Here is an 18278-nt window from a genome sequence, read left to right on the forward strand (position 1 = left end):
CCAATGACCTCATCGACATGAGAGACACCGGCTGATGTCCCGCTGCGGTCGACGGGCGGACACCACCGGTTTCCGGCCGGCAAGCGATCTCTGCGATCGGGGTTGTGCTTACGGAGGTCGGCGGACACCGACCGCGACAACCCGGACCGTCAGGTGCGGCTCAGCTTCCCCGGGCAGTGCGCCGGCGACCGCGCTGATGATCTCCGTGCCGGGTGAGGGGGTGGAGGTCAGCCGAGTTTGAGGAGGCCGGCTTCGACGACGGCTTGGCCGAAGGGGCCTGCGAGTTCGGCGAGACGTGCGCAGTCGGCGTCACCCAGGGCAGCGTAGGCGGGAAGGGCCAGGCGGTCGGTGCGGTCCTCGATGTGCCGGCGCAGACGTTCGCCTTCCGGGCTCAGGGAGTCGCCGTCGAGGAGACCTCGCGTGCGCAGGCGCTCCTCGGTGTCGGCCCACTTCTCCTCGGGCCATGCGCGGCTTCCCTTGAGGAAGTCGACGGGAACGTCACCGGTGGCGGCGTGCAGAACCAGTGCCTCCAAGCCCCCCACGCCTTCGCTCAGCAAGCACGCGACATGGCCGTCTCCACGGAACTCCCGGAGCAGCGTCTGCGCGTGCCACAGCTGCAGCACCGGTTCCTCCGGCCAGGGCAGCGCGGCATGCGCGGCGAACAGCGGGCGGCCCTGCGCGTGTTCGCAGGCGGCGTCGGCGGCCCTGCGGGTCAGCGTCAGGACCTCGTCCAAAGACGGGAGTTCGTGGATGCCGGCCCGTCGCAGGGCCTCGCTCGCGGCGGCGTGCCGTGCGTCCAGCACCTGCTGCGGCGTCGCCGAGTCCCAGACCCCGTCGACCGCTTTCCGTACGAGACCGGGGTTGAAGTTGTAGAAGGTCGAGATGACCAGCTCAGCGGATGCTTGGCCGAAGGCGGCGCTTCGGGAGGCGAAGTACCCGGCGCGTCCGCTCAGTCCGAGGTCCGCGTACCGTCGCCTTGCCTCGGGGACGAAGTAGATCATGCCGTGTACGGGCTCGAGTCGGCGCCAGGCTGCTCGCGCTGTTTTCATGGGGTCACCACTTCTGAGGGTCGACAGAGGGGGCGTTGGCTGTGGTTCCGGGCTCGCCGTGTGCTCGCAGATGTTCGAGCAGCAGGCGGTTCAGTGTCTCGGGCGCCTCCTCGGGGACCCAGTGGCTGACGCCCTGGAGGGTCTCGAACCGGTACGGTCCGTCGACCCACTGCCCGGTCTCCCGTGCGGCCGCCGGGCCGAACGCGCTGTCCCGCGTGCTCCAGACGTACAGCGTGGGCACCTCGATGACGCCGATCGCACCGTCGGGGCGGCCGGCGCGGTACCAGTTCAGCGCCGCGGTGAGAGCACCCGGCCGGGACAGGTGCCGCACGTAGGCCTCAGCACTGGCATGCGGGACCTTTCCGGCGTAAGTGGTGCGAAGCGCCTCGGCATCGCCTGCGAGCATGCGCTCTTCGGTCGCGGGCGTTTCACGCCAGGCGATCATGTACTTCGATCGTTCGCGCTGGTCCTTGTCGGTGCGCAGGGTGGTGGCCAGAGCGCCGGGGTGCGGGGTCGAGACAGCTGTCAGGGTACGTACGCGATCGGGGTGGGCATCGGCGGTCCACCATGCCACCGCGCCTCCCCAGTCATGGCCGACCAGGTCGAACGACCCCCAGCCCAGTTCTTCCGTGAGCGCGACCACATCGTCGACCAGGACGTTCATGCGGTAGTCCGCGGGCCGCTCGGGGCGTGCCCCGGGAGAGTAGCCACGCTGGTCGGGTGCGACCGCCCGGTAGCCGTGCGCGGCCAGCTCGGCGATCTGCCGGTGCCACACCAGCCGCGTCTGCGGGAAGCCGTGGAGCAGCAGCACCGGGCGGCCCTTCGGTGGACCCGCCATGGTCGCGTCGAACACGCCCGCGGCGGTGGAGATGCTCAGCTCGGTCACGGTCCACCTCTTCATACCGACTGGTCGGTCAGCCTAAGTTGTGGAAGGGGATTGTCAAGGTCGAGAACGCGCGCTCTCCGCAATGGGGCCGCGTGCCGCCCTCTCTCGGGGGACTGGTTGAACTTGACTTCGAATTCAACTATAACCGATTCGGGAGGTCGGCTGCCGTCGCCCTGCGGCCGTGACGCACGTGATCGGCTACGGAGGGGACGGTCACTGACTGCTCACAGCGCTCCGGTCGGCGTTCGGCACCGCGTGTCGGCATCGAGCCCGGCCGGCCGGCATCGCGCCCCAACCGGTATCGATTCCGGCTCACGGAGCCCGGGATTCCAGCCCCGACGCGCCCAGACGAACCGGACCGACAGGAAGCAGTGAGGCGACATGAGGGAAGCAGTCATCGTTTCGACGGCACGGACGCCGATCGGGAAGGCGTACCGCGGTGCGTTCAACGACACCCCGGCGCAGGAACTTGCCGCCCATGCCCTCTCGCACGCGGTGCAGCGCGCCGGGCTCGAGGGAGGCGAGGTCGAAGATGTGGTCTTCGGCTGCGCCATGCAGCAGGGGTCATCCGGTGGCAACGTCGCCCGCCAGGCCGCTCTGCGTGCCGGACTTCCGGACTCCGCGCCGGGGATGACGATCGACCGGCAGTGCTCGTCGGGCCTGATGGCGATTGCGACGGCCGCCAAGCAGATCGTCGGCGACGGCATGCAGGTCGTTGTCGGCGGCGGTGTCGAGTCGATCTCCCTGGTGCAGAACGAGCACATGAACACCCACCGCATGACGGACCCCTGGCTGGTCCAGCACAAGCCGAGTGTCTACATGCCGATGTTGCAGACGGCGGAGATCGTCGCCGAACGCTACGGCGTGAGCCGGGAACGACAGGACGAGTTCGCGCTGGTGTCACAGCAGCGCACTGCGGCGGCCCAAGAGGCCGGGCGGTTCGACCAGGAGATCGTCGCGCTCGACAGCGTCAGGAAGGTCCTGGACAAGCGGTCCGGGGAGGTGCGGGACGAGGCCGTGACCCTGACCCGGGACGAGGGCAACCGCGCGTCGACCACACTCGAGGGCCTGGCCGGGTTGGCGCCGGTGCTGCCGGACGGTCAGGTGACCGCGCATTCCAGCGTGACGGCGGGCAACTCCTCGCAATTGTCGGACGGGGCTTCGGTGTCGGTGTTGATGGAGTCGAAGGAAGCCGAACGCCGCGGACTGGAGCCGCTGGGCGTGTACCGGGGTATGGCCGTTGCCGGTTGCGGACCGGACGAGATGGGGATCGGTCCGGTGTTCGCCATTCCGAAACTGCTGAAGCAGCACGATCTCACCGTCGACGACATCGGTCTGTGGGAACTCAACGAGGCGTTCGCTTCCCAGGCGCTGTACTGCCGTGACGAACTGAACATCGACCCGGAGCGGTTCAACGTCAATGGCGGCGGAATCTCGGTCGGCCATCCGTACGGGATGACCGGTGCCCGCCTGGTGGGGCACGCCCTGATCGAGGGCAGGCGCCGTGGCGTCCGATATGTAGTGATCTCGATGTGTGTCGGCGGCGGAATGGGCGCAGCCGGGCTGTTCGAGGTCGCTCGGTCCTCATGAGAATCGGCGGACCATGGCTGTCGTCGCCGCGGCCGGCGGGAAGCCGGCCGCGAGGGAGGGTGTGAACACTGTGTCGAGCGTGGTGGAAACGGCCCGAACCGCCGTCCTCGTGGACTTCGGCGGGGTCATCACCTCCAGTGTGTTGCAGGCGTTCACCGACTTCGGCGCCTCACTCGGTGGCGACCCGCGCCTGCCGCTGGACCTCCTCAGCCGGGATCAGCCGTCACGCACCCTCCTGGCCGACCACGAATGCGGCCGTATTGACGCCGAAGCCTTCGAGCGAGGATTCGCCGAACGTCTGTGTGTCCACGGTGCCGACGTACCCGCCGAGGGGCTCACGGCCCGGATGCAAGCCGGAATGTCGATCGACCAGGACATGCTCGCCCTGCTCGGGGATCTCCGCGCCGCCGGGTATCCCGTTGCGCTGGTGTCCAATTCCTTCGGGACCGGAACCTACGACGGCGTCGACCTTGCCGCAGTGGCGGACGCGGTCGTCATCTCCGCCGAGGTCGGGATCCGCAAGCCTTCCCGGCGGATTTACGCGATCGCATGTGAACGACTCGGCGTCTCCCCCGAGGAGGCAGTCATGATCGACGACCTGCGGCAGAACCTCGACGGAGCGGCGCGGATCGGAATCGGGGGAGTGCTTCACACCGGTGCCGCCGACACCCGCCGCCAACTCGCCGAACGCTTCAGGATCACCGCCTGACCGGTCGATCGACCGATCGAAGGGAGACCGGTCGGGCCCGGGATCGACACCGCCCGCGGGCCGAGCGGCAGTGCTCGCGCCGGCCCGGTGCTCATGTACTTCGGTACCACCTCTGCCCGCCCGAGCGGACGGATGCATGCACCCTTCTTCACGTCCCGGCGCCGGGTGCATCGTTCCCGGATGAGCTGCCGTGTGCGGTTCGTGACGATGGCGTCGCCGCCGTCCACGGCGAGATGCCTGGGTGCTGCGTGCGGGTACGACGGGGCGACCGAGGGGTGCCCAGCTCACGGTCGGAAACCTGTTGTCCGCAGGGGAGATCGGCGCCGAGTGCAGCAGCGGATCCAGCGCCGACCGTACCGGCACCGGACTTCCGCTGTTCCACGTGTTCGGCGCATCGCAGAAGCCGTGGCGCGATATTCAACTGCGGTGTGCGATAGGGCAGTACATGTCGGTGACCGTCCACGGTGCGGATGGTCGCAGTGATCCCCACCTACGTGGGTCGGAGCGCCTGAACTCCGGCCGAATCGGGTTCTCCACAGGTGGCCGGGAACCGGCTCCGGAATTTCCCCCTGAGCCCCTGCACATTTGTGATGCTGGTGTCAGATTCAAGTACACTTCAGGGAATGGAGACCACTGCGCCCGAGGACAGCGAGAAGGTACCGCCCATGGCGCCCAGCTCGCCGTTTCGCGAGCCGCCCGCGACGCAGCGCGGAGCGCGGACACGCGCCGCTTTGGTGAAGGCCGCGCGGAAGGTGTTCGAGCGGGACGGCTACCTCGACACCCGCCTGGCCGACATCACCAAAGAGGCCCAATGCGCGGCGGGCTCCTTTTACACCTACTTCGCCAACAAGGAAGAGGTGCTTTCCGCCGTCCTGCTGGAGGCGCAGGAGGACATGATGCACCCGGGCATGGGCCGGGTGCAGGGTACCGACGATCCGTATGCGGTACTCGAGGCGAGCAATCGCGCGTATCTCGAGGCATACAAACGGAACGCGAAGCTGATGGCGCTGCTTGAGCAGGTCGCCCAGGTGGAGCCGGAGTTCCGTAAGTTCCGAACCCGGCGCGCGGACGCGTTCATCCATCGCAACGCCCGCGGCATCGCCGACCTGCAGGCGCGGGGTGTCGCAGACCGTGAGGTCGATCCGACGATGGCCTCCCGTGCACTGTCGGGAATGGTCAGCGTCATGGCCCACAGCGCCTTCGCGCGCGGCGAAGGGCAAGAAGAAGGTACGCCGGTGGACTTCGAGGAGCTTGTCTCCACAGTCACCCGGCTCTGGGCGAACGCCCTGCGGTTCCCCGGCCACTGATGATCCGGCAATAGCGCCGGCCGCCGGTCAGGGTAGCGGCGAGCGGGATGCCGGTTCCGCAACGACGTCAGCCCGCGCGGGCGGGCGCCTGGAACTGACGCTGTCTCCCGGCGGCCTGGACCGCTGGTTCCAGGCCTTGGACTTGCTTGCCGCGCGTAGCGACCGGGCCGTCAGCGAGCCGGGGCCTTCTGACCGGTCTGGTCCCTCCGGTCTCGTTCGTGCAGCAGTCGTGCGGTCTGCTCGGACACCGGTGCGGCCAGCAGTGCGGTGACCAGGTCGACCAGCCGGCTGGTGAACAACCGGTCGTCCCTGCGAGGGCGGGCGGCGGCACGGGTGGCGAGTTCGGCGTGGCAGAAGCGCATGGCGGTGAAGCGGGTGTGGAGCACCATGGTCGACTCGGGCGGCAGCAAAGCCTCCACCAGGCGCCGCCAAGGGTAGATGCTCGATCCCTCCGTCACGACGAGCTCGACCAGAGGTTCGGGGCGGTTGAGCAATTCGGCCACGATCTGCAGGAACTCGCGGCCACCGTCGGGATCGCCGAGTTTCGCGGCGGCCGGCAGCACCAGTGCGCCCGCGAGGGAGCGAAGATCGGCGCTCCCGCTGTCCTCGTACTGCTGCAGCAGTACCTCCCGGCCGGCGTCCACCGCAGGGAGGTGCTTGTCGAGCACGGCCCGCAGCAGGCCCGCACGGTCGCCGAAGTGGTACTGCAGGGCCATCGCGTTGCGCTGGCCCGCGGCCCGCTTGATCTCGCTGAGCGAGACGCCGTCGACCCCCTTCGCCGCGAACAACCGCTCGGCGGCCCGGATGAGAGTGCCGCGGGTGTCACGGGGTCTTTGACTCCGGGGCGATGTGGCCTGGTCGGGCGTCTCTTGTGCTGTCACAGACGCTCATTGTAGTGGGCCCCAGGCAAAGTGATACGGTCGCATTAATTATTGATCCAAGTATTTCAGGGTGGGAGGGAGGCGCCGTGTCCTGCGACTTCGAGGCCGATCCCGATGCTCTGTTCGCCGCTCCGGCGTGCTCGTGCTGCACCGGCGCCGCCCTGCGCCTGGACGGAGGAATTCCATGAAGGCACTGACCTACCACGGCCGCCATGACATCCGTTACGGGGACGTCCCCGACCCGGCCGTCACCAGCCCCACCGACGCCGTCGTTCAGGTCACCACGGCCGGTATCTGCGGCAGCGACCTGCACATCTACGGCGGCAACGGGTTCAGCCCGGAGATCGGCTACACCCCGGGACACGAGTGCGTCGGGGTGGTCCTCGACACCGGCGACCAGGTCACCGGCTTCAAGCCCGGCGACCGAGTCCTGGTTCCCGCCTCAGTCGGCTGCACCCTGTGCAGAACCTGCGCGACCGGGCTCACCGCCAGGTGCGAGCGCGCCCGATCCTCGACGGACCTCTGCTACGGAGTGAGCCCCAAGCTCCCGGGTAGCCAGGCCCAAGCCCTGAGCGTGCCCCATGCCGAGGTCAACCTGGTGCGCCTGCCCGAAGGCATCTCCGACGAGGCCGCCATCGTCCTGACGGACAACGCCCCCACGGCCTGGTACGGCTGCCGCCGCGCCCGCATCCGGCCCGGCGAAACGGTCCTGGTCATCGGCCTCGGACCGGTCGGTCTCATGGCCGCGCAATCGGCCTTCGCCATGGGCGCCGCCCGGGTGCTGGGCGCGGACCTGGTCGCGGAGCGCCGTACCTTCGCCGCCACCCTGGGCGTCGAACCGATCGAGGGCGAGGATGCACGGACGGTCATACGGGAGATGACCGCAGGACGCGGACCGGATGCGGTCGTGGAGGCCGTGGGCTCGGACGCCACCATCGAACTCGCCCTCAAAGCAGTCCGGCAGGCCGGCCGGGTCAGCGTCATCGGGGTCAGCAACAGCAAGGCCTTTCCCTTCCACATGGGAATGGCCCAGGTCAAAGAGCTGGAGTTCGCCATCGGGCTGTGCTCGACCCATTACGAACTCCCCGCCCTGATCGCCCTCACCCAGGCCGGCCGGATCACTCCGGGGGTCGTGGTCTCCCACCGCTTCGCCCTCTCCGAGGGCCCCACGGCCTACGAACTCTTCAACAGCCGCGCCGACGGCGTCCGCAAGATCCTCCTCGACCCTGCCCGTTGACCCCTCGGTTCTGCCGCGGATGGCGGGGGCAGTCGGCGCTGCGGGAGGTGGGTCTCCTCCCAGGTAAGGCATCGTCACCGAGGCCCTCACCGCCGCGTACACACGCGCCGACATGAAGGTCTCCCAGGGACTGTGTGATGTCGTGATCAACAGTGGTCCCGCAACCGCGCGGGGTACGGGCCGTACTCGCCTACCGGCAGGTACGGCTCTACCAACTTCCATTGCTCGTCGCTGAGTTTTGCCTGCGAGTCATGACCGGCTTCCGGGCGAAGGCGGATCCGCAGGATTGATCACGACATCGCACAGTCCCTGGTGGTCAGGTGTGCCAGCGGTTGAACTTGACGTCGGATTCAACTATACAGGGAGAGGTCACGGGCACCTCATCGTTGGGGGCCGTGCCCCGGCACCGCACGCTCGGCCACGGAGAGGGTTCGCTGTGAACGTTGCACTGCAGGCGCTCGGCGAGGTCTCCGAGGCGAACAGGTCGCGGCGCCCGCCGCGCGACATGCCGCTTTCCTTGCGCAAACCGCTGATCGGTGCGGTCAACGGGGTGGCCGCGGGCCTGGACATGGTGGAGGCGCTCTACTGCGACATTCGCTTCGGCTCGTCCGCGGCCCGGTTCACCAGGGCATTCGCGCAGCGCGGGCTGATCGCCGAGTACGGGATCTCCTGTCTGTTGCCCCGGCTGGTGGGGCACAGCCGGGCATCGGACCCGCTGCTGTCGAGTCGCATGGTGGATGCCGAGGAGGCACTCCGTATCGGACTCCTCGACCACCTGGTCCCCACCGGCAGTGTCGTCGATGCCGCCGTCGCGTACGCCGCCGATCTGGCGACGCGCTGCTCCCCGGCATCCATGGCCACCATCAAGAGGCAACTGCAGGGCGACGCGGACGGCACCTACGCCGATTCCGTGACCCGCGCGGAAGGCGTCATGCTCCAGGCCTTCCGCGGGGCCGATTTCGTCGAAGGCGTGGCCAGTCACCTCGACAAGCGCTCACCGAATTTTCCCTCCCTACCCGTGAGGAGTTCAGATGTCCCTGTTTGAGACGTCGGACCGCGCCAAGAAGTACCAGGCGGATCTGCTCGAATTCATGGATTCGCACATCTACCCCGCTGAGGCGGTGTACCACGAGCAGATGTGCGCGTCGGGTGACCCGCATTTCCATCCGCCGATCCTCGAGGAACTCAAGGCGGAGGCGCGGAGGCGCGGACTGTGGAACCTCTTCCACCCGCACGCCGAGTGGGGCCCGGGGCTGACGAATCTCGAGTACGCGCCGCTGGCGGAGATCATGGGGCGCAGTCATATCGCCTCCGAGGCGTGCAACTGCAATGCTCCCGACACCGGCAACATGGAAGTGCTCACACTGTTCGGCAGCGACGAGCACAAGGAGAGGTATCTGGGGCCCCTGCTCGACGGGACGATGGCCTCGGCCTTCGCGATGACCGAGCCGCGTGTCGCCAGTTCGGACGCCACCAACATCGAGCTTCGGATGGAGCGCGACGGTGACGAGTACGTGCTCAACGGCCGCAAGTGGTTCGCGTCCAATGCCCTGCACCGCAACTGCAAGGTGCTCATCGTCATGGGGAAGACGGATCCCACCGCTGCCCCGCACCGGCAGCAGTCGATGATGGTCGTGCCGATCGACGCCCCCGGGATCACGGTGATCCGCGGACTGCCGGTGTTCGGCTACCAGGACCGTGAGGGACACGCCGAAATCGACTTCACCGACGTACGGGTGCCGGCCAAGGACGTACTCAAGGGCGAGGGTGAGGGTTTCGCGATCAGTCAGGCCCGGCTCGGGCCCGGTCGTATCCACCACTGCATGCGGGCGATCGGCGCGGCCGAGCGGGCGCTGGAGCTGATGTGCCGGCGCGCGCAGTCACGGGTGACATTCGGCAGTCCGGTTGCCGAACGGTCCAATGTCCAGGACTGGATAGCGGAAGCACGTATCGACATCGAGATGATCCGCCTGCTCACGCTCAAGGCCGCGTATCTGATGGACACGGTCGGGAACAAGGAAGCGCGCACCGAGATCGCGGCCATCAAGGTGGCCGCCCCGAACATCGCGTTGAAGATCGTCGACCGAGCGATCCAGGTGCACGGGGGAGCAGGGGTGACCGACGACTTCCCGTTGGCGATGATGTATGCGGGGCTGCGGACGTTGCGGCTGGCGGACGGTCCCGACGAGGTACACAAGAGGGCCATCGCAAAACAGGAACTGCGGCAGTACCGCGACACGGCCACGGCAGCGGTGAGCTGAGATGGCAGGACTCGATCTGACCGGTCGCACCGCCCTCGTCACCGGCGCCTCGCGCGGGATCGGGCTGTCGATCGCCCAGGCCATTGCCTCGGCCGGTGCAAACGTCGTGCTCACCTCCCGGTCCCAGGAGGCGGCGGACGCAGCCGCGGCCCGGGTGAGCGGCTCAGCGCTGGGGGTCGGTGCGCACGCGGTCGACGAAGAGGCGGCTCAGCGCTGTGTGGACCTGACGCTCGAGCGCTTCGGAAGCCTCGACATCCTCGTCAACAACGCGGGCACCAACCCGGCCTTCGGGCCGGTCCTCGACCAGGACCACGGGCGGTTCGCCAAGACCTTCGACGTGAACCTGTGGGCTCCCGTCCTGTGGACGGGTCTGGCCACGCGGGCCTGGATGGGCGAGCACGGCGGGGCGGTCGTCAACACCGCGTCGGTCGGCGGAATGGCCTTCGAGGCGAACATCGGGTTGTACAACGCCTCGAAGGCCGCGCTCATCCATCTCACGAAGCAACTGGCCCTGGAACTCTCGCCGAAGGTTCGCGTCAACGCGGTGGCACCTGGTCTGGTGCGCACGAAGCTGGCCGAGGCCCTGTGGAAGGAGCACGAGCAGGCCGTGTCCGTCTCGACGGCGCTGGGGCGCATAGGGGAGCCCGCCGACATCGCCTCGGCGGTCGCCTTCCTCGTCTCGGACGCTGCGAGTTGGATCACCGGCGAGACCATGGTGATCGATGGCGGGCAGCTGCTCGGTGACGCGCTCCCGTTCAGGCAGGGAGCCGGCAGCGGTGTCTAGTGCAGGCGTCGTCGGAATCGACGCCGGGGCGGTGAGCCGCTGGTTCGGGACCCTCGGCGTCGACTTCGCCGGGCCGTTGACCTTCGACCGGATCGGGCTCGGCCAGTCGAATCTGACCTGTCTCGTACAGGACCAGGACGGTCGCAGATGGGTGTTGCGACGCCCGCCGCTGGGTCGCCTGTTGGCTTCGGCGCACGACGTGGCCCGCGAGGCGGGGATTCTGGCCGCGCTGGAGGGCACCGCCGTTCCGACCCCGCGGGTGCTCGGGCTGACCGCTGATCCCGCCGTGACCGACGTCCCGCTGCTGCTCATGGAATTCGTGGACGGCCAGGTCGTCGACACGATGCCGATCGCGCAGTCGCTGACGCCCGAGCGGCGCCGGGCGATCGGGATGTCCTTGCCGCGGACGCTGGCGAAGATCCACGCGGTCGATCTCGAGGCGGCCGGGCTGACCGGTCTGGCCGGCCACAAGCCGTACGCGCAGCGTCAGCTCAAGCGGTGGGCCGGCCAGTGGGAGAAGTCCAGGACCCGCGAGCTGCCCGCCCTCGACAACCTCACGCGACGCCTCGTCGCGGCTGCCCCGAAGCAGCGCGAAGTGACGCTCGTGCACGGCGACTTCCATCTGCGCAACGTCATCACCTCCTACGACAGCGGGGAAGTGACTGCGGTGCTCGACTGGGAGTTGTCGACACTGGGGGATCCGTTGGCGGACATGGGCAGCCTGCTGGCGTACTGGCCGGAACCGGGGGAGGAGGAGACCGGGGGTGATTTCGCCGCCTCCGTCCTCGACGGGTTCCCGCACCGTGACGAGCTCGCTCACGTGTACCTGACGGAAACAGGCCGGGATCCGGCGGCACTGACGTTCTGGCACGTGCTGGGCCTGTGGAAGGTGGCCGTGATCGGTGAGGGCGTGATGAGGCGAGCGATCGATGAACCGGAGAACAGGAGCACGACAGGAACGCCCACCGTGGAACGTATCGATGCGCTCGTGGACAAGGCCTGCCGGATCGCCGGCGAAGCCGGGATCTGAGGAGGAGTGAGGGGGTCGTCCGCCCAGAGCTCGGCGGTGCTGTTCGAGCGACGCGACCTCCAGGCTGTCGGTGGCGGCCTGTTCAATGTGGCTCATGGACATGGATGCGCAGAGGCGTGGGCCGTTCTGGGACGTACTGGAGGGGCGGGTTCCGCCGCCGCCTGCTGCGGTGCTCCTGGGATGGGAACTGATCGGGGTGGATACCGAACAGGGCACTATCGAGGTGGCGTTCGAGGCGGGCGATCAGTTCGTGAACCCTGTGGGCGTGATCCAGGGCGGGTTCTTGGCCGCGATGCTCGACGACACCTTGGGTCCGGCGCTGGTCGCGACGTTGCCGGAGAACCACTTCGCGCCGACTCTCGATCTTCATGTTCAGTTCCTGCGTCCCGCCCGCCCCGGACGGCTTGTGGGGCGGGGGCGCATCGTGCAGCGCGGCAAGGACGTGTGCTTTCTCGCCGGTGAGCTCATCGGACCTGATGGCAGGCCGGTGGCTGTGGCGACCGCGACCGCGCGAATCCAGACCGTTCGTCAGCGGTCGTAGGCGATCAGCGACCGCATGACGGGGCGCCGGCCGAGTGGTTGTGCAAGACGGCGGCAGCGAAACCCGCTGCTCCCGCACCCGCGGGTCTGGTCACCACCTACCGCCACCCGACCCGGCTGGGGCGGGAGCCGGATCAGGCCTGCACGAGCAGGTGTGCAGCTGTCCACCTAGCTCAGAGCCCGGTGACCTTGGCGCTCGCCGACAGCTCGTAGACCAGGGTGACCGTGCGGCGGCCGCCGGGCGGGAGGGTGACGTCCCAGCGGGCGATGCCCTCGGCGTCGACCACGTCGGGTGCCGGGGAGCATGAATCCTTGTGCAGGCGTATCTCCACCGCCGAGACCTCGGAGACCGGGATCCGCTCCCGAAGGACGACCACCCGCTCGCCGTGCTCCCCGGGGGCGGAGAACCGGGACATGTGCAGCCGGACCGTGCGGGTGACCACGGTCCGCTGAGTGATTCCGGCCACGTCGCGGGACTCCTCGGCATGCCGGACCACCCTGTAGTCGTCGCAGCTGCCGAAGGCCAGCTCAACGGGAGTGCCGGGGGCTGTGAAGTCCAGCGTGCCGCGGCCGCTGAATCCACTGCCGCGGACGAGGTCCACGGGCCCGGCGAGCAGCGCGTGGCCGGACAGGTTGTCGAACCGCACCACCTGGGTGACCAGGGGGGACAACTCCGGTGAGCAGGCGTACTCACTGCGCGCGGCCGTGGTGAACGCGGAGAGCGGCACGCGGTGGGCACGGCCGTCACCGGGCACCGAGACCGGCGCGGGGGATCTCAGCACCCGCGCCTCGCCGCCGTCGTCCACCCCCGGCAGGCCGAGCACCGGAGCCGGGCCGAGAGCCCCGATCTCCTCCTCGCGCAGCTCGACGTCGACCGTGCGGCGCTCCGCCGCGGAGCGGTCCTTGAGCGTCAGCCGGTCCTCGCCCAGCCGTGGCGGATCGGTGGCCAGCGCCGAGCGGGCCGTCGACAAGGTCAGCCGTACGTCCGACCAGTCCTCACCGGTGCGCTGCCAGACCATCGCATCGGTCTCCAGCGTCAGGGCGTCCCCGTCGAGCACGGCCCGGTAGGCGGGCCGCCACAACGCACACGGGGTGAGGTGGCTCAGGCGCAGCCCGGCCGGCCCGGCGACCGCGGCCTCCACGGTCAACTCGACATGGCCGACCAGCTCGGCGGGCTCCTCCTCTGAGAGGTGCATGGCCCGCTGGGCTTCCCCGAGTTCGGTGGCAAAGGCGGCCAGCCGGGCCTCCACAGTGCGGAGTTGCTCGCCGTGCGCGTCACGCTCCTCGTCCGCCCTGTCCAGTTCGCGGGCCCAGCGGGATCGTTCGCTCTCCCCGGAGCCGGCACCTTCGCCGATCTCCCGCAGCAGATCGGCGGCGAGGCGGCCGAGCACGTCAAGGCGGGCATGCAGCCGGTCGCGTCGCTGCTCCAGGCTCAGCAGCTCCTCTTCGAGGGTGTGTACGCGTTGGCGCAGGGCGGAGTCGTCGTCGGCGGACGGCAGCGGCCCGCGCGGCGTCCAGCTGCGGACGATCCGCACGTCGAGCACGGTGGCGGGGTGATCGGCGGTCAGCTCGGCATGGAGGGTCCGGTCGACGGCCAGCGCACTGACCGGCCCGAGACGCAGCCGCTGGACCCCGGCCTCCAGGTCGAGCACGACGGTGCGCTCGATGTGGGCGCGGTCCTCGAGGCATGTGACGGCGGTGACGGGGAGGGCGATCGGCTTCGGGGGCGTGGACATGGCGGGTGTCAGCTCCTGCGGTTACCGCCGACCAGGGCCTTGCCGGTCGGGATGCGGATCTCGTAGCCGCCGTCGAGGGCGGCGGTGGCGCCTGCGGGCAGGTCCAGTCGCCAGACGCGGGTGCCCGGTGCATGGCGATCGGGCCCCGTGCCTTCCTCAGGTGCCGTCCAGTCGGCCCGTTCCTCGATCCGGACGTCCGGTTCGGAGGTGACCGGCACCCGCTCGCGGACTTCGACGGTGACGGGCCTCGCGAGCCGGTTGGCCAGCTCCACGTGGACGCGGTGGTCGAGCACGGTGGTGTTGTTGCGCAGGCCCGAGGTCGACTCGTGCAGGTTCGTACGGCGGGTGACCCGGATGCCCTCGGCCGGCCCGAGCCCCACCCGGCGGACACCGCCGGGGGCGAGCGTGGGCAGTGCGGCGGTCAGAAGGAAGTCGTCGTCGACGGTGACCTCGACCGGGCCGGCCAGCAGTGCCTGGTCGGTGGCGTTGGAGAGCACCAACGTCGCGTACACGGTCTGCTCCACGGACGGAACGCAGAGGTACTCGGTGCGCAGGCCGACCGGGATCTCGCCGACGGTGACGGTGTGCCAGGTCCCGTCCGACGGTATGTCCGCGCGGGCGGCGGCATCGAAGCGGTGGTCGAAGGAACCCGCCGACTCGCGGGGCCGCACGGCGTGTCCGGGCAGCGGAAGCGCGGCCACCGCTTCGGCGCGGCGGCGGTACTCGGCCGCCACCGGGTCGAAGAGGGATCCGGGAAACAGCCGGCCTCTGCGACCGCTCTGCTCGTCGGGGCCGCACAGGGCAAGGGCGGCGTAGTCGAGCTCGGCGCCGGTCGGCTGCGGCGGACCGGCCACCGGCGCCGGAGGGGGTGGCGGGGCGGCCCGGCCAGGAGCCGCGGGCGCCATGGGGGCGGGGGCACCCGCGAAGGACCTGCCGCCGGCACCCGGCCTGCCGGCCGGTCGCGACCGGGCCGGCTGCGGGAGGTCGGGCACCCCGCCGCCCACGGCGTCCGGGGATGACCCGTACACGCCGCCGGGCATCGGGAGCGCCGAGGGCGGCCCGCCGTAACCCTGTTGGGCCGGCCGGGGAGGGGGCGGTGGCGGCACGGGACCGGGCGCGGAGCCGGCCCCGACGGCCGCGGCCCCGGGTCCGGCGGCCGGGGCAGGGCAAGGGCCTGCCGCGTCGTACCCGGAGAACAGGTCGACGAGCCCGGCCGGGGGTTCGCGCCAGCCGGAAGGTGCGGGGGCGGGCTGACTGCGGCCGATGCGGACCGAGCGGAGCCTCGGCAGGTCGGTGCGGCGCCGAAGATCGGCGGTGGCCAGGGCGATGCGCACGCCGGTCCAGTCCTCACCGGTCCGCTGGGCGACCGAGGCACGCAGCACCAGACGGCCGCTGCCGTCACCCTGACGGTGACTCAGGCGGTAGGCCGGCACCCAGACGGCGCCCGGCACCCCGTATTCGAGCTCGAGTTCCACTTCCGCGTCACCGGTGCCGTCGAGGGCCAGGACCGCGCAGACCGTGGTCTCCACATGCGCCGGCGGTGCGTCGGTGGAGGCGCGGGCGAGCCGGTCGGCGGCGACGGTGAGCTCGTGCTCGACGTTCCGCAGTGCCGTCTCCAGCTCGACGAGGCGGGCGTGCAGTCCCATCAGCCGCTCGTCGACGAAGTCGGCGAGTTCCAGCCACGCGTCGACCGGGGTACGGCGGTGCGGGTCCTCACGCCGGCGGGCAGGTGGGACCGGGCGGAGAGCGCTGACCTCCTCGATCAGGCTCAGCTGCCGTTCCCGGCGTCCCTGCGCCGCAGCGTACGCGTCCCTCAGCCGCTCGACCTCGCGCCGCAACTCGTCGGGCGTGCCCGTGGCGAGCGGCTCGGCCTCGACCTCCACCCGGGCCTCGGTGACGCGCACTCCGGGGGCGCCCAGGACACGGGCCCGCAGCGAGGCCGGGTCCAGCGAGCGGGGCAGACCCGTCACCCGCACCCGGCCGTCGGGCGGCACGCTGCCCCGGGCGAGGCGGCGGCAGACCGCGCCCTGCGCGTACACCACGACCGAATCGAGGGCCGACCCCCACCTCTGTGTCGTCTCAGCCGTCATGTGCTCCGCCCCCCGTCGCGTCATGCTGAGCGAAGCCTACGCCCGGGTGTTCTGCGCGTCCGCGCCGGATCAGGAAGACGGCGTCCAGGACCACGCGCCCTGCCGGATGAGCAGCTGACTCCTCCTAAGCTGCCATCCGGCACCGGCCTCGACCCAGGAGCGCGCATCATGTACGACCCCGCCCAGAAGCCCCCGTATCCCGACGCCCTGCGACCGGACGACGCACCCGCACCGCACGCACTGCTCGCGCCCGTGATCGGGCTGCTGGGTACCTGGGCCGGCCGGGGCCGGGGCGGATATCCCACGCTCGACGAGGAGTTCACGTACGCGCAGGAGGTCACCTTCAGCCACGACGGGCGGCCTTTCCTCCACTACGAGGCGCGCGCCTGGCTGCTCGACGCGGACGGCAGCCCGCTGCGGCCGTCGGCCCGGGAGAGCGGCTGGTGGCGGCTCCAACCCGACGGACGTGTGGAGGCATTGATCACCCAGCCCACCGGCATCGGGGAGATCCTGGTCGGCAGTGCCGACGCCGGCACGGTTGACCTCACCACCCACGAGGTGGCTCTCACTCCCACGGCCAAGGAGGTGAACGCCACCCGCCGCCGTTACACCGTGACGGACGAGAACACGCTCGACTTCATCCACGACCTCGCGGCGGTCGGTCAGCCCCTGCAGCACCATCTTTCCGCACGGCTTCGACGGAATCCCTGACCAGGCGTCAGGCGTCAGGCGTGCGGTGCTCGCGGTTCGATCCGGAAGTCGAAGGCGAGCGTGCCGGGGTCGAGGGCGGTCACGCCGCCGTCGACGGTGAGCACGGCTCCGTTGACGAACGAGGAGGCGGGCGAGAGCAGCCAGGCGACGGCTTCCGCGACCTCGCGCGGCTCCCCGGGACGCCCGGCGGGCAGGACGCGGGTCACCTCCTGGTACGCCGCGTCGACCCCGCCATCACCCAGCCCCGCCTCGTCCGCGAACCGGCTCATCCGGCGGTCCGCCATGTCGGTGCGCACCCAGCTCGGGCACACCGTGTTGGCGCGCAGACCCTTGGCCCCGTAGTCGACCGCGAGCGACCGGCAGAGCTGGAGCAGCGCCGCCTTGGAGGTCGCGTAGGCGGCACTGCCCACGCCGCTCAGCAGGGCGGACACCGAGGCGACCGCGACCACCGCGCCCTGGGCGTCGAGCAGATGCGGGAGCGCGGCGCGCAGCAGATGGAACGGGCCGGTGAGGTTGGTCCGCATGACCGCGTCCCAGTCCTCGAGCGTCACTTCGCCCACGCCTCCGCCGCGCCCGATACCGGCGTTGAGGACGAGCCCGTCGAGGCGTCCGTGCGCCGCGACGGCCGCGTCGACGAGTGCCCGTACCGCGTCGGGGTCGCCGATGTCGGAGGGGACGGCCAGGGCTCCGGTCTCCTCCGCGACGAGCCGAAGTGGTTCGGGGCGGCGCCCGGAGATCACCACGTGGTGCCCCGCTTCGTGCAGCAGCCGGGCGGTGGCGGCGCCGATGCCCGTCCCACCGCCGGTCACGAGGTACACGCGCTGGTCCGCCATGGTCGTCGTGCCTCCGTCGTCGTCAGAAGTCGTCATGATCCTATGCACCGCAACGACGGCAGCCTCCGATGGACTACGGCGTCTGTCCGGTCGGCCGGTCGGCGTAGTCCTCCACAGGGCCTCGTCCGCGCGAAGGCCGCCCGGGCGGACGGGGGCGTGGCGGGTCGATGAGAATCAGCATCGCTTCGGGTTCGGGCCGTCAGCGTGGTCGTCCGTGTCAACTGCCCGTCGGCTTGCAGCGGTGACCAGAACCAGGGGGATCTCCCGGGCCGTCGCGGTGCGGTAGGCCGCGTACGAAGGCATCGCGGCCACCACCGTCGGCCACAGGCGGGCCGACTCGGCCGTCGTGGCCGGCCGGGCAGTCGCCGGGTCTCGGAGCTCAAGGTCCCGCTGCGTGGCGTCACGGCCAAGTCGCTGACCCAGTCCCTGCGCAGGCTGGAGCGGGACGGTTTCGTCGTCCGGGAGGAGTACGAGGGCACCGAGCGCCGTGTCGAGTACACCCTGACCCCGCTCGGCCTGGGCCTGCTGGGCCCGCTGGACGCAGCCTGCGAGTGGACGCGAGAGCACTGGGACGAGCTGATCGACGCGCAGGAGGCGAGCCTTTCGGGGGGGAGCGGCTGACCTGGATCGGTCC

17 protein-coding genes and 1 pseudogene are annotated in these 18278 nt (G+C 70.1%); 11 read left to right on the forward strand and 7 right to left on the reverse strand.

All coding sequences use genetic code 11. The annotated features are described in order from the left end of the window. Positions 1 to 227: 227 nt before the first annotated feature. Entirely contained in the window at positions 228 to 1049 is an 822-nt protein-coding gene (locus tag OHS70_RS32310) for an SCO6745 family protein (RefSeq protein WP_328403329.1), read from the reverse strand. Positions 1050 to 1053: 4 nt separating this feature from the next. Beyond that, positions 1054 to 1935, reverse strand: coding sequence for an alpha/beta fold hydrolase (locus OHS70_RS32315; RefSeq protein WP_328403331.1), 882 nt, complete (start codon positions 1933 to 1935; stop codon positions 1054 to 1056). Between the two features lie 381 nt (positions 1936 to 2316). Between OHS70_RS32315 and OHS70_RS32320 the strand changes: the two genes are divergently transcribed. The 3 genes from OHS70_RS32320 to OHS70_RS32330 all read left to right on the forward strand — a co-directional run bounded on the left by OHS70_RS32320 (position 2317) and on the right by OHS70_RS32330 (position 5541). Beyond that, the gene (locus tag OHS70_RS32320) at positions 2317 to 3525 is read left to right on the forward strand and encodes an acetyl-CoA C-acyltransferase (protein ID WP_328403333.1); all 1209 of its coding nucleotides are present in this window, start codon (positions 2317 to 2319) and stop codon (positions 3523 to 3525) included. A 13-nt stretch (positions 3526 to 3538) separates the two neighbouring features. Beyond that, positions 3539 to 4234, forward strand: a complete 696-nt coding sequence (locus OHS70_RS32325) for an HAD family hydrolase (RefSeq protein WP_328403335.1) — start codon at positions 3539 to 3541, stop codon at positions 4232 to 4234. Positions 4235 to 4857: 623 nt separating this feature from the next. Then, complete coding sequence (locus OHS70_RS32330; protein ID WP_328403337.1) at positions 4858 to 5541, forward strand: TetR/AcrR family transcriptional regulator; 684 nt, start codon at positions 4858 to 4860, stop codon at positions 5539 to 5541. Positions 5542 to 5711: 170 nt separating this feature from the next. Here OHS70_RS32330 and OHS70_RS32335 read toward each other — a convergent pair whose 3' ends face one another. Continuing rightward, the gene (locus OHS70_RS32335; protein ID WP_328403339.1) at positions 5712 to 6422 is read right to left on the reverse strand and encodes a TetR/AcrR family transcriptional regulator; all 711 of its coding nucleotides are present in this window, start codon (positions 6420 to 6422) and stop codon (positions 5712 to 5714) included. Positions 6423 to 6606: 184 nt separating this feature from the next. On the opposite strand from OHS70_RS32335, the gene OHS70_RS32340 reads away from it, so the two are divergent. The 6 genes from OHS70_RS32340 (at position 6607) to OHS70_RS32365 (ending at position 12275) form a co-directional block, all read left to right on the forward strand. Next, positions 6607 to 7659, forward strand: a complete 1053-nt coding sequence (locus OHS70_RS32340) for an alcohol dehydrogenase catalytic domain-containing protein (RefSeq protein WP_328403341.1) — start codon at positions 6607 to 6609, stop codon at positions 7657 to 7659. A gap of 436 nt (positions 7660 to 8095) precedes the next feature. Continuing rightward, entirely contained in the window at positions 8096 to 8704 is a 609-nt protein-coding gene (locus tag OHS70_RS32345; protein ID WP_328403343.1) for an enoyl-CoA hydratase-related protein, read from the forward strand. Further along, positions 8691 to 9920: an acyl-CoA dehydrogenase family protein gene (locus OHS70_RS32350; RefSeq protein WP_328403345.1), complete on the forward strand. Its 1230-nt coding sequence runs from the start codon at positions 8691 to 8693 to the stop codon at positions 9918 to 9920. Before OHS70_RS32345 ends, OHS70_RS32350 begins: the two co-directional genes overlap by 14 nt. A 1-nt stretch (position 9921) precedes the next feature. Next, positions 9922 to 10704, forward strand: a complete 783-nt coding sequence (locus OHS70_RS32355) for an SDR family oxidoreductase (protein ID WP_328403347.1) — start codon at positions 9922 to 9924, stop codon at positions 10702 to 10704. After that, a complete protein-coding gene (locus OHS70_RS32360; protein ID WP_328403349.1) occupies positions 10697 to 11734 on the forward strand; it encodes a phosphotransferase family protein in 1038 nt (345 codons plus the stop codon). Before OHS70_RS32355 ends, OHS70_RS32360 begins: the two co-directional genes overlap by 8 nt. 94 nt (positions 11735 to 11828) lie before the next feature. Next, positions 11829 to 12275: a PaaI family thioesterase gene (locus tag OHS70_RS32365; protein ID WP_328403351.1), complete on the forward strand. Its 447-nt coding sequence runs from the start codon at positions 11829 to 11831 to the stop codon at positions 12273 to 12275. 172 nt (positions 12276 to 12447) lie between these two features. On the opposite strand, the gene OHS70_RS32370 is transcribed toward OHS70_RS32365, so the two are convergent. Together OHS70_RS32370 and OHS70_RS32375 are read right to left on the reverse strand one after the other, a co-directional pair. Then, the gene (locus OHS70_RS32370; RefSeq protein ID WP_328403353.1) at positions 12448 to 14010 is read right to left on the reverse strand and encodes a mucoidy inhibitor MuiA family protein; all 1563 of its coding nucleotides are present in this window, start codon (positions 14008 to 14010) and stop codon (positions 12448 to 12450) included. Positions 14011 to 14018: 8 nt separating this feature from the next. After that, entirely contained in the window at positions 14019 to 16100 is a 2082-nt protein-coding gene (locus OHS70_RS32375) for a DUF4139 domain-containing protein (RefSeq protein WP_328403355.1), read from the reverse strand. A gap of 168 nt (positions 16101 to 16268) precedes the next feature. On the opposite strand from OHS70_RS32375, the gene OHS70_RS32380 reads away from it, so the two are divergent. Next, positions 16269 to 16811: an FABP family protein gene (locus OHS70_RS32380; protein WP_328403357.1), complete on the forward strand. Its 543-nt coding sequence runs from the start codon at positions 16269 to 16271 to the stop codon at positions 16809 to 16811. Between the two features lie 14 nt (positions 16812 to 16825). On the opposite strand, the gene OHS70_RS32385 is transcribed toward OHS70_RS32380, so the two are convergent. Both OHS70_RS32385 and OHS70_RS32390 read right to left on the reverse strand, forming a co-directional pair. Beyond that, entirely contained in the window at positions 16826 to 17644 is an 819-nt protein-coding gene (locus OHS70_RS32385; RefSeq protein WP_328406060.1) for an SDR family NAD(P)-dependent oxidoreductase, read from the reverse strand. Between the two features lie 174 nt (positions 17645 to 17818). Beyond that, on the reverse strand, positions 17819 to 17959 hold the full coding sequence (locus tag OHS70_RS32390; protein WP_328403359.1) for a hypothetical protein: 141 nt from the start codon (positions 17957 to 17959) through the stop codon (positions 17819 to 17821). A gap of 54 nt (positions 17960 to 18013) precedes the next feature. Between OHS70_RS32390 and OHS70_RS32395 the strand changes: the two are divergent. Beyond that, positions 18014 to 18265 (forward strand): annotated as a pseudogene (locus OHS70_RS32395) (winged helix-turn-helix transcriptional regulator); the annotation flags it as partial. Positions 18266 to 18278 lie beyond the last annotated feature (13 nt).

The organism is Streptomyces sp. NBC_00390 (genome assembly GCF_036057275.1).
In the GTDB taxonomy this organism is placed as follows: Bacteria; Actinomycetota; Actinomycetes; order Streptomycetales; family Streptomycetaceae; genus Streptomyces.